At 47.5% G+C, this 10,777-nt stretch carries 11 protein-coding genes; 3 read left to right on the forward strand and 8 right to left on the reverse strand.

Translation table 11 applies throughout. From position 1 onward, the window contains the following. Window positions 1-241: 241 nt before the first annotated feature. On the reverse strand, window positions 242-430 hold the full coding sequence (locus tag HQK80_12955; protein ID MBF0223112.1) for a hypothetical protein: 189 nt from the start codon (window positions 428-430) through the stop codon (window positions 242-244). Window positions 431-875: 445 nt separating this feature from the next. Here HQK80_12955 and HQK80_12960 point away from each other — a divergent pair, with 445 nt between their 5' ends. Continuing rightward, window positions 876-3,386, forward strand: a complete 2,511-nt coding sequence (locus HQK80_12960; GenBank protein ID MBF0223113.1) for an AAA family ATPase — start codon at window positions 876-878, stop codon at window positions 3,384-3,386. Here HQK80_12960 and HQK80_12965 read toward each other — a convergent pair. The 3 genes from HQK80_12965 to HQK80_12975 all read right to left on the reverse strand — a co-directional run bounded on the left by HQK80_12965 (window position 3,346) and on the right by HQK80_12975 (window position 5,614). Then, entirely contained in the window at window positions 3,346-4,110 is a 765-nt protein-coding gene (locus tag HQK80_12965) for a tRNA threonylcarbamoyladenosine dehydratase (protein MBF0223114.1), read from the reverse strand. The genes HQK80_12960 and HQK80_12965 overlap by 41 nt on opposite strands. Next, the gene (locus HQK80_12970; GenBank protein ID MBF0223115.1) at window positions 4,088-4,864 is read right to left on the reverse strand and encodes a TatD family hydrolase; all 777 of its coding nucleotides are present in this window, start codon (window positions 4,862-4,864) and stop codon (window positions 4,088-4,090) included. Before HQK80_12970 ends, HQK80_12965 begins: the two co-directional genes overlap by 23 nt. A 90-nt stretch (window positions 4,865-4,954) precedes the next feature. After that, on the reverse strand, window positions 4,955-5,614 hold the full coding sequence (locus tag HQK80_12975) for a hypothetical protein (protein ID MBF0223116.1): 660 nt from the start codon (window positions 5,612-5,614) through the stop codon (window positions 4,955-4,957). Window positions 5,615-6,374: 760 nt separating this feature from the next. Here HQK80_12975 and HQK80_12980 point away from each other — a divergent pair. Then, window positions 6,375-6,749, forward strand: coding sequence for a phage integrase N-terminal SAM-like domain-containing protein (locus tag HQK80_12980; GenBank protein ID MBF0223117.1), 375 nt, complete (start codon window positions 6,375-6,377; stop codon window positions 6,747-6,749). Window positions 6,750-6,841: 92 nt separating this feature from the next. Further along, complete coding sequence (locus tag HQK80_12985) at window positions 6,842-6,985, forward strand: hypothetical protein (protein MBF0223118.1); 144 nt, start codon at window positions 6,842-6,844, stop codon at window positions 6,983-6,985. Between the two features lie 61 nt (window positions 6,986-7,046). On the opposite strand, the gene HQK80_12990 is transcribed toward HQK80_12985, so the two are convergent. The 4 genes from HQK80_12990 to HQK80_13005 are packed head-to-tail and all read right to left on the reverse strand — an operon-like array spanning window position 7,047 to window position 10,713. After that, a complete protein-coding gene (locus HQK80_12990; protein ID MBF0223119.1) occupies window positions 7,047-7,832 on the reverse strand; it encodes an ATP-binding protein in 786 nt (261 codons plus the stop codon). Further along, entirely contained in the window at window positions 7,741-9,363 is a 1,623-nt protein-coding gene (locus tag HQK80_12995) for an IS21 family transposase (GenBank protein ID MBF0223120.1), read from the reverse strand. Before HQK80_12995 ends, HQK80_12990 begins: the two co-directional genes overlap by 92 nt. Beyond that, complete coding sequence (locus HQK80_13000) at window positions 9,360-10,295, reverse strand: ParB N-terminal domain-containing protein (GenBank protein ID MBF0223121.1); 936 nt, start codon at window positions 10,293-10,295, stop codon at window positions 9,360-9,362. The genes HQK80_12995 and HQK80_13000 overlap by 4 nt, the downstream gene beginning before the upstream one ends. A gap of 40 nt (window positions 10,296-10,335) precedes the next feature. Next, window positions 10,336-10,713 carry a hypothetical protein gene (locus HQK80_13005; GenBank protein ID MBF0223122.1) on the reverse strand — a complete coding sequence of 126 codons (378 nt, stop codon included), beginning with the start codon at window positions 10,711-10,713 and terminating at the stop codon, window positions 10,336-10,338. Window positions 10,714-10,777: the final 64 nt, after the last annotated feature.

Raw genomic sequence — 10,777 nt, forward strand, 5'->3', positions numbered from 1 at the left:
AACATTTCCTCCTTAGCGGGTGTTTTTCCTCAGCCCCAAAGGGGCGTAACATACTAGCCCAGGGCAACGCCCTGGGATATAGGAACATTTAATAAATAGCCCTGAAAGGGCGTCACATAGGCTTAAAACCGGCAGGGTCAGCTTAGATGTCACGCCCTTTCAGGGCTATCTGTACTATTCCAGTCCCCAGGGCGTTGCCCTGGGCTGGTATGTTTTGGCCCTTTCAGGGCAAACCGAATATTTACCCTTTAAGAGGTAATTTCAAGTCCAGAATGGCAAGAACGAATTGGTCAGGATTTTCTTCGAGTACAGACAGCGCATCTTGATACGTGCTTTTTACGACGCATTTATAATCGAAAACCGAGTAAAGTTTTCTGCTGATCAGACCGGCAAACAGGTTGCTATCCTCAACAATTAGAATTTTTTTCATTGATTCTCTTCCTTGGAGGTTAAGTCCTGCGAACGGGATTTAGACAGTAAAGCAGCGACAAATATGAGTTAGTCTCAGACTTCACAAAATCCCCCTGAATCCCCCTTTTAAAAGGGGGATTCAGGGGGATTTTTCATCTTATGTATATTTGCTGATTATCGGAGGAATTACATCAAAAAGTCAAGCTAAATTAGATAGGAAAATCATGGGGCACGATCTCCTGATTGACACGGTGTTTTACTGTATTTTTGAACGGCGGCTTAGATGAGTTGTTGCTTCTAGTTTCGTGTATAACAGTATCAATGTATCACTTCGACGAAAGGTTTGAATAAATCAATTTGTTTGCAATGGATCAGGAAGGCCGACAATTAAGCGTTACTGCTGCAGCGGGGATTTTGTATAAATTCTTTGCTATCCTGTTGTCTTTTAAATTATGTTGGATCTTATGCCTCAACCATTGATAATCAAACAGACTGGTGTGATCGAAGAAACCGTTCGGGGTGTTGTGGATCGAGTTACATACCACAACGCTGATAACGGTTTTTCGATCCTGCGTATTCACCCCTTCAATAATCCGCACCAGCAGGAAACCGTTATTGTCCACCAGACAAAGGTGTTTGCCGGAGCGACCATGGAGTTCAGCGGGTACTGGACGGTTCACCCGAAGTTCGGGCGACAATTTCAAGCAGTAAAAGCTGTCGAGAAGAAGCCTGCTACCTCAGCAGCCCTGGAAAAATATCTGGGATCAGGGCTGATAAAAGGCGTTGGCCCTAAGACCGCCCGGAGCATTGTTGGTCATTTCGGCAAACAGACACTCGATGTCTTTGAAGAAGAGATCGAAAAGCTCACCGAGGTGCCGGGGATTGCCCTCAAGAAGCTGAAAATGATCAGTGCTGCTTGGACTGAGCATCGTGCGCTCCGGGAGGTAATGATGTTTCTGCAGGTACATGGAATCAGCACCCTTTTTGCGGTTAGAATTTATAAGCTCTATGGCGATAAGGCAATTAGCCACGTGACCGAGGACCCGTATCGACTGGCAAATGATTTTTATGGAATAGGGTTTTTCTCAGCAGATAAAGTAGCGTTGAGTATTGGCCTGGCGACTGATAGTCCCCAACGGATTATGGCTGGCGTCAAGCATGTGCTGGCTGCCAGTAGAGATTTCGGCCACTGTTACCTGACTGAGTCTCAAATAGGAGTTCAGGTTAAAGCGCTATTGCAGTTAGATCTTGAAGACAGGCTGCCGGATTTACTGGGACAAATGGAGCACGAAGGGCAGCTGATGGTTCGTCAGATTCTCTCTGCTGCAGGGATTACAGAGGCTTGCTATTATTCGAAATCCCTCTATTTTGATGAGCTGTTTGTGGCTGGAAAGGTGGCTGGTTGTGCAACTCCGCTCCACGTTGACAGGGAGAGGATTGAAAAATGGATTAGCCGTTACTGTATGTCAAAAGATATAGCCTTAAGTGGTGAACAGGCTGCTGCTGTTATGAGTATTGCCGGAGAAAGGTTTTCGGTGCTGACTGGTGGGCCTGGCACTGGTAAGACTACGACGACCCTGGTGATCGTCAAACTGCTTGAGGCGATGCAGTTGAGAGTGCTGCTTGCAGCGCCTACAGGACGAGCGGCTCAACGGATGAGTGAGGTTATTGGTCAGGAAGCAAAAACGATCCACCGCCTTTTAGAGTGGCAGCTTGGCAAATTTAAGAAGAACCAGGAGTCGCCGCTGGAGGTAGATTTTCTCATCGTTGACGAATGCTCTATGCTGGACATCAACCTGACGGCATCGCTCTTAAAAGCAGTCCCTGACACAAGCCAGGTTCTTTTTATCGGTGATGCTGACCAGCTCCCTTCAGTTGGCGCCGGCAACGTACTGAGAGATATGATTGGTTCCGGAAAGGTACCATGTTTCAAGCTGACTCAAATATTCCGGCAGGCCCAGGAGTCATTTATTATCCAATATGCCCATCAGATCAACAGCGGGGAAATACCTCATATCGATTCGCCATTCAAAAAACCGGAACTATGGCAAAATAAAATTGATTGCCTGTTTCTTGATTCAGAGGAAGCCACCAAAGAGCAGATATCATTTGTCGGAAAAGTTAAACGGTTCGGCGAGCTCAAGGCCTCTGAGACTGACAGTTCCACGGACTATGATGCCAGCCTCTACGAATTCCGAACCAGTGAGGTGATGGTTCCTTATGAGACAGAACTTGTTATCCCCAAGAAATTTCAGCATGTTAATTTAGAAGAGGTATGCAGGGCGGAAACTAAAGTTGACGAGTTGCTCTCGGTTTTGAAAAAGGTGCACCCCTGGTCATCACTGCATTACGGGTTGGCGGCCTCAGATATAATCAGGAAATTGTATCTGGAGTGGATACCGAAGTACTTCGGCCGAAACTGTGAAGTTCAGATTCTTTCACCAATGACCAGGGGCAGCCTCGGTACGGTCAGCCTCAATGGTATGATTCAGGCCTCGGCTAACCCTCCCTCTGAAGGGAAGAGTCAGTTACGAGTGGGTGAGAGAGTTTTCCGGGTTGGTGACAGGGTAATTCATCGGAGAAATAATTATGATCTCGGTGTCTATAACGGCGATATTGGCATCATCAAGGCAATTAACAATACGGAATTAACCTGTGTTATTGCCTTTTTCCCGGATAGCCGGGAAGTATTTTATCAAAAAGATGATATCGTGGAGTTGGATCTGGCCTACGCCATTACGATCCACAAATCTCAGGGCAGTGAATTTGAGGCGGTTATTATTCCGGTAACCACCCAGCATTTCAAGATGTTGTTCAGAAATCTCATCTATACCGGCCTTACCAGAGCCAGGAGGCTGGCTGTCTTTGTTGGTACACGAAAGGCGTTAGCCATGGCGGTCCAGAATCAGGATACCAGTCAGCGGCAAACAAACCTCAAGGAGTTGATCCGTGCTGGTGCTCAATCAGCTTTTTAATGGCCAGGTTGGCAATGGTCAACCCGAAGATACCAGTCAGGGTTGGGAGGCTTCCTAGAACTCTGCGCTTGCGGCCACGACCATGCTCCGGTAACGCATCATCGCACACCGTCTCCTCTTCTGGATCGATATATTCAAAAGTCACCTCCTCGGTTGAATAGACACAGGTGATTCCCTCGCCTATGCCACGCTTTCTAAGCGCCTTGCGTACCCGTCGGGCCAGGGGGCATTTGCTGGTTTCCATCAGATCACCGTATCGCACTAAGTTGGGTTCGGTTCGCAGCGCTGCACCCATCGATGAGATAACCTCGATCTTTTCTGACACGCAGGCGGTTAACAGAGAAACCTTTGGGTTAAGGGAATCAATAGCATCAATAAGCAGGTGGGGCCTGGGGTGTAAGACCTGTTCCATGCTTTCACTGTCGATGAACAACTCAAGGGCCTCCACCTGGCAGTGGGGGTTAATCTGCAGCACTCGCTGCAAGGCTGCCTGAACCTTGCTCATGCCAACCGTGTTTTCCAAGGCCAGAATCTGACGATTGATATTATGGTGGTGAATGCGGTCAAAATCAATAAGTCGAAGCTTGCCAACCCCCGCGCGGGCCAGACCCTCCATGACATGCCCGCCCACAGCACCGAGACCTGCTATGGTCACCATGCTTTTGGTAAGACGGTCAAAACGTTCAGGCCCAAGCAGCCGTTCAATGCGTAAAAATCTGTCCATTTTTCCAAACCTGAGCAGCGAACTGCTCAAGATCCATATCTTTAAGATCAGCCGCAAAGCGGTATAGTTTTGCAGTCATAGCGGGTGTACTATTGCTTTTCAGACCAGAGGCATCGCCAACCAGTGCGCCACAGTACATATCCGGGGCATCACTTTCCAAAAGAACCTTGTCAATGGGGGCGGCAATAAAAAGACGGCGCATTTTTTCGTTGCGGGGGTCAGCCAGCCGGCCTGAAAAGGATAGCAGGGCCCCCAGTTCAAGCAGCCTGTCCATAACCTCTTCTGAAGCACCAAACGCATGAATCATACATCCCGCCTCAAGTGGATAACTATCGGAAAGCATTTCCAGTAAACGCCCCCATCGACGGACGCAATGAACGGCAATTGGCCTTCGCATCTCAGAGGCCAAGGCTAACTGCATGGCAAAGACCTCCTCCTGGGCCGCAGGATTAATGTCTACCAACTTGCACAGGCCAATCTCGCCTACGCCCGCACCTGTCTTTTTTAATAGTTTGACAAAACGCTCTTGCCACCCCGATGTAACCTTGTGGGCCGACCAGGGATGTACTCCAAGCATGGGCACAACTGATGGATGTCTGTCAGCCAGCTCTATCACCTGATCCCAGTCTTTTTCGGAGGTTGCGCAACAGATCATTCGCTCAACACCCTCATTGAAGGCGGCGGTGATCAATTCGTCGACCTTTCCATTAAAGCGCTTATCCTGCAGATGCAGGTGGGCGTCGAGCAATTTCATGTGGTATCAACCTTGAGATCCTGTACGAAGAGCTTTTGACATGAAAAGGGATCAAGAAAAGGAGAAGCCTTAAAAGAGTGTTTTTACAGGCTAATACACATCAATATGGCATGACTGGCAGTAACTTTTAGTATGGCATATCCTGCAGTTAAATGTAGGTGCAACTTTTGTATGTTTTTTATTCCAGTCGTCTGTGTGATTGTCTGGTGCAGCATCTGGCGAAAACCCTTCGTGGCATTTTTCACACTGGGCAGCAAAATGAAAACGATGGGCTCTTTCTCGTACTCGAAACCTGCCTGCTTCTGTGCGAATAATGCCTATATCAACAATTTCATCGAGCATGTCCCCGTGGCAAATGAAACATATACCCTCCAATGCTTTGGTGTGAGATAAAATGTTGCGAGGTTTATTGCCCATGCGAAGGGGGATTTTAAATTCATCCCCCACTTTTTCTATAGATTTATGGCATACACCGCAGGTGTGCTCGGTTATTTCAAATACTTCTATTGATTCTCGGTGGCAACTTACACAAACATCATGACCGAGCATTTTATAGACACCATTTTTTAATTTTGAGTGGCACGCATCACACGCAATGCCCTGGCCTTCGACATGAATGTAATGGCGAAATTCTACATCGGTATGATAATATGTGAACTCCTCATCACAAAAGCCACTTGTTGGCACAAACAAACATATTATTAGTGCCAAGAAAGTAAATTTTAGCCTGTCGTTGAAGTATGTTTTCATTGGATATCTTCCTTTTCTGCTGGGCTGAGGTTTAAATTTATAGATGGCACTATCTGAAGGTATATATCTTCAAATAAGCTATCACAAAAAATGAATGAGGCCAAAAGAAAAAAGCCTGAAAACATTTGTTTTCAGGCTTTTTTTTCAGCTATCTATGTTTGCAGCTTATAGCGCTATTTTGCAACTATTGTCCTGACCCACAACTGTTGGTTCACTCATAAGCTACAAATTCCACTCTAATAAAATCAACTACTTGCCAAAATTCTTGTTTTAATATTCTTGTTTTAATAGTTGCAAAAAAATTGTCGCATAAGCTGCAAATTTCCGGATAATGCTTGGAAAATATAATAAAAAACAGTTGGTTGTAAGAAAAGATAAAGACGCCCTTTTCAGGAGATATGTTGACTCTGGACTATTGAATCTTCACAGAAAATAACGCAAGATTTTCTGGCTCATCCAAAAAAAAATCTGCTTCCAAAAGCACCTTGACCGGTGGTAATCATTAACCTGTTTATCTGTGCCGATGATATCTTAACAGCCAGATGTAATCTTGTTTGGGGAAGGATTACATCTTGGAGTTAAGATTACTCCTAAGAACTGAACCGCTGCGCGGACAACTTCCGGGGCGCACCATTCATCATATAAATTCCGCACTCATCTAATAATACCTGACTTTAAAAATCACTCTATCACAAAAACCTCTTTGGACGATAAGAATTTGTAACGTAATTCTTATTCATTTTACCCAAGGAGGCACTTCATGAGCACAAGCAAAGAACAATTTGTTGACCGTATGAACTTTTATGGTTTGGCAGAGCACACCCAGAGGAATTACATCACAGGAGTCAGAGGTCTGGCTCAATACTACAATCTGCCCCCGGTTCAATTGATGGATGATCAAGTTCGAGCCTATTTCCATCACCTTATTACTGAGCGGAAATTAGAATGGACATCATGCAAAAGTTACTTGAGTGGGATCACTTTCTTCTACAGACACATTTGTGATCGAGAAGTTGATGATCGCTTTGGTTTGCCACCTCGCCCACGAGGCCGAAAACTGCCGGTTATCCTCAGCATAGAGGAGGTCCTACGCCTTCTTGTGTCACCGCCGAGAAACAATGGACCCACTTGTTGAATTGTTTTGAACCCACCCAGAAGTTGCCATATTGAAAATCCCATTGATTTTTTCACCGGTTAACGGACCCTGTAAATCATCGCAATAATACTATGAAAGGCCAAATTGTTACAGAAACAGGTAACGGCACAGTGCTGGGATACCGGAAGCCCGTAGGGCGGACGGGATCCCAGCACTGTGCCGTTTTGGTGGGTGAAGGCGGTGGAAGTTTACTTGTGCTGCAATATAACAGCTAGGATGGGCAATTAATCTGCTTGAGAAGGAGAATTTCTGTGGATTATGGCAAGTTAGTCACAGCTAGAAGCTGTTCGTGTTGTTTAACTGCTGTGACTCGTGGAGTCGCCAGGAAGGGCCTTCGATGCTCAGGATGATGGAATGGTGCACCATACGGTCTACGATAGCGGTGGTGATAACCGGGTCGCCCAAATAGTCACCAAGTTCTTTAAAATCAATGTTTGAGGTTATCATCGTAGAATTTTTACAGTATCGGCCATCAATCACCTTGTGAAAGAGGCTGGCGTTTCGAGCATCCATCTGTTCCAGGCGATCGAAGCCAATTTCGTCTATGAGGAGCAGGTCAGGGGTGAGATATCGCTTCAGCTTCAAGGCAAGGGTGTCGTCAGCTAGTCCGGCCAGGAGATCTCTGAGCATGTCGCTTGCGGTGGTATACCGGCAGCAATAGGTGCCCTGGCAGCCTAATAAGAGTAAGGCCTTGGCGATATGGCTTTTTCCTGTCCCAGAATTACCCGCAAAAATAACCCCTTGTTTGCGATGGACAAAATCAAGCTTTGCCAGATCCATAATCTGAGCCTTGTCCACCCCTTTCTGAAAGTCAAAATCAAAATCGGCCAACAGTTTTCGTTCCGGAAGCTTTGATTCTTTGATTCGACGTTCGATTCTTCGTTGGGTGAGAGCGTCGGCCTCCGCAGCCAGCAGTCGCCCGAGCAATTCGGTTGGCGGTGAGGCCAATTGGGCAGCGCGGGCCAATTCTTCATCCAGAATCGTTGTTATTGTGCTGAGCTTTAATATTTTCAGGTTCTTTTGAATCAATTCCATGCCGGTCTTTGCTGGTCGAGTTTTCATCGCTATTGTCTCCTAACAGTGTGCTGTACTCTTGTAATGGACGTTGTTTGATTGATGGCAGGGCCTTTCTTAGATTGTCTGCAGCCCGTTCGTTGCGATATGATTCCAGGCTGCGCGGTTTTGCCCTGGATCTGAGAATACGTTCCACTGCACTGTGCTCATAGGCATGGTAGCGGCAAGCATGGCTAATCGCCTTATGGATGTCGTCACAGTGGTAGGTTTCCTGCTGACGCAGGATGGATCTGACATGGAAGCCGCAGTTTTTCGGTTGTTTTTCCTTGAGTCCCTGAAGAAAGGTGGCGGCATCATCCCCCAAGGCAAGGAATTGATCCCGAACCGGTTCCAGGCCATAACGAACGGCGCGAGCCCCGTGGATACCGTTTGCGTCAAGGGCGATGACTGCTCCGGCCGGAAGTCGTTCGTGCCGCACAATCAAGGTTAAGGTCGGCGAATAGATGAAGATCTCGTGCTCCGTGGCCTTCATGGTCAGGATATCAGTCACATATTCGTAGGGCACCGGATAGCGGTTGGTTTCAAACTCAAGATATCCCTCAATGCTGCACACTCGCAAGGAGACCTCAGAGGCATCATACGGATGACGCGGCAAAGGAATCAACGCCTCTTGTTCTTCTTCCAAAAACAAGGTCAGTGGTGGCCTGCGGGTCGTCTCGTGGATATGGGTGTCAGAGCGGTTTTGCAGCCACCATTTGGCACAGTTGCGCAAGTCATCAAGGTCTTGAAATTTTCTGCCACCAAGCAAGTTATTTTCCACATACTGAAAAGGTCGTTCCACTTTTCCCTTCGTTTGGGCCCGCCTTGGCAGACAGGCGATGGGCTTACACTCGTAATGAGTGATAAACGCTGCGAAAGATGGATTAAATACCGGCTTGCCTGCCTCCCAGCGCAGCACCACAGTTTTTTCGTTGTCATACAAACACTGCCGGGGCGAGCCATTGAAGTAGGTAAAGGCGTCCTGATGACGCCGAATCAAGGTGAAAAACTCTCGACGTAAGGTGAAATCGATGTACTGCCGTCGTGAAAATCCAAGGATATAAGAAAAACAGTTGACCTTGGTCTTACCGGTACGCTGGAAATCAATGGTATAAGGGCTCCAGTCCATTTGACCTTGTTGGCCAGGTTCGGTTTCAAAGCGGATTACCGGGGTCTTTTTGGGTTTTGGGCGCAGACTGTGTAACCGGGCCCTCAGAATACTTATCCCGCCGTCGTAGCCGGACTGTTGAATCTCTTCATAAATGCGCTGGCCGGTTATCTTGGGAAAATCCTTGAACAACTCGGCGATCTGATCGATAAACGGATCCAGCTTACTGGCCCGCATTGTTCGGCAAGCGACCTTCTTCTGAACAATATCATGCCCGTGCTCCCGGTCAGTTTGGTGCTTACGCAAAATCCGCCGCACCATGTTCCGGCTGATGGAAAAATGGCGATGCAACCCCCGTATGCTCCAGCCATTGCCATGCATGGTCACCAACAGATGCTCCAGCTCCTCTCTGCTGTGGATGATTATCGTCATTGGCTTGCTCCTTGGTCACGCCGCACGATCCGCTGAAGTTCCTTTCCGGTATGATCAAGTGTCTGCGCAGCCTGCTCACAACACTGACGGAGAAACCTTTCTTCTTTCTCCTCAAATTGGCCAAATTCTGTGCTCTGCACTACACTGGAAACCAATAAACACTGCCGCTCCATAATTATGAGTTTGCGGTGTATCGTCCGAACGAGTGGTGGGAAAAAATTGCTGGCCGTGGTGTCCAGATGATCCTGTTCCTCCAGTACCTCCCATGGTCTTTGTAAAATGGCCTGATACTCGCGCTCCGGCCTGGCCTGTAGTTCATCAACAAGCTTTTTGGTCTCGTGGCAGTTGAGATGATGTTTACGGATCGCCTCAAGGAGTGCATCTTGGTTGCCACGTGGCAACTTGACCAGCTCTCTGCCCATGCTGATCGGCAACAAACCGAGTTTTATCTGATCACGACCCTCATCACACAACCGATCGATCAAGGCAACCCGGCGACAAACCCAGCTTTTATGCCGACCTAACAGGGTGGCAATCTCCACTTGGCTCAGACTGTCTTCATGAAAAAGCGAGTGCACCACCAAAGCCTCTTCCATGCTGTTTATTGACTTCCCCACCCAGTTCAATTGCATAAGCGCCGCCTTCCCAGCCCGAATGTTCAAACACATGATCCGAGCTTTGAGTCCCGACATTGTGAGAGCCCTGGCACCCCGCAGACGTTTAAACCCATCAAGCAGCTGATATTCATTGCTGGAAACTTTGCTGACAACTACCGGCGTTATTTGGCCATATCTCTCCATCGACCGCAGTACGGCGCTGTCCGCCTCTGGATTGATGATCCGTAACGTGCTGAATCGTTCACCAATACCAGTAAGAGGGAGCTCTATTATTTCGTTGGGCTGTGTGCGTATGGATAAAGATATGTCTGCCATTAAATACCTCCTGAGCAATGCTCTATTGCCAAAATGTACCCTATGGAACTTGGGAGGCACTATCACTTCTTAAACAGTACTCTGGGGGTAGTTGTGCCAAATCAATTGTCATTACAACAGGTTGCCGCTTGATCACTTCTTGAACTGACCGGAAGAGTAGTCGTGCCATATATTCAATAATTACGAGATGTTGCCCGCCAATCACCTCTTGAAGAAGAGAGCGGGGTAGTTTCGGGAATTTGCCGGTTTCGGCAAGTGGAGGGGATGGCCGAGTGGGGGTGGCAGTTGACTTTCCGGCGCCTTTTTTTTCTTTAGCTGCTAAAGGCGCCAACTTACCGCTCAAGTAATTTGCCTGAAAATAATTACTACGGTTCTTTCTGTTCCATTCTGCACATTTCTTGGTATGCCACTTTCTCATACACTCAGCGTTACCGCATGTTTTCTGCCGTTCACCTAACCGTGGATTCGGCATGAACCATTTG

The sequence above is a fragment of the Desulfobulbaceae bacterium genome, from assembly GCA_015231515.1.
GTDB lineage: Bacteria > Desulfobacterota > Desulfobulbia > Desulfobulbales > VMSU01 > JADGBM01.

Excerpts from the sequence above, each read along its gene's own strand:
- HQK80_12975 (MBF0223116.1), bottom strand. The coding sequence starts at position 5,614 with ATGAAAACATACTTCAACGACAGGCTAAAATTTACTTTCTTGGCACTA.
- HQK80_12965 (MBF0223114.1), bottom strand. The coding sequence starts at position 4,110 with ATGGACAGATTTTTACGCATTGAACGGCTGCTTGGGCCTGAACGTTTT.
- HQK80_12985 (MBF0223118.1), top strand. The coding sequence starts at position 6,842 with ATGAAAGGCCAAATTGTTACAGAAACAGGTAACGGCACAGTGCTGGGA.
- HQK80_12995 (MBF0223120.1), bottom strand. The coding sequence starts at position 9,363 with ATGACGATAATCATCCACAGCAGAGAGGAGCTGGAGCATCTGTTGGTG.
- HQK80_13000 (MBF0223121.1), bottom strand. The coding sequence starts at position 10,295 with ATGGCAGACATATCTTTATCCATACGCACACAGCCCAACGAAATAATA.
- HQK80_12970 (MBF0223115.1), bottom strand. The coding sequence starts at position 4,864 with ATGAAATTGCTCGACGCCCACCTGCATCTGCAGGATAAGCGCTTTAAT.
- HQK80_12980 (MBF0223117.1), top strand. The coding sequence starts at position 6,375 with ATGAGCACAAGCAAAGAACAATTTGTTGACCGTATGAACTTTTATGGT.
- HQK80_12955 (MBF0223112.1), bottom strand. The coding sequence starts at position 430 with ATGAAAAAAATTCTAATTGTTGAGGATAGCAACCTGTTTGCCGGTCTG.
- HQK80_12990 (MBF0223119.1), bottom strand. The coding sequence starts at position 7,832 with ATGAAAACTCGACCAGCAAAGACCGGCATGGAATTGATTCAAAAGAAC.
- HQK80_13005 (MBF0223122.1), bottom strand. The coding sequence starts at position 10,713 with ATGAGAAAGTGGCATACCAAGAAATGTGCAGAATGGAACAGAAAGAAC.
- HQK80_12960 (MBF0223113.1), top strand. The coding sequence starts at position 876 with ATGCCTCAACCATTGATAATCAAACAGACTGGTGTGATCGAAGAAACC.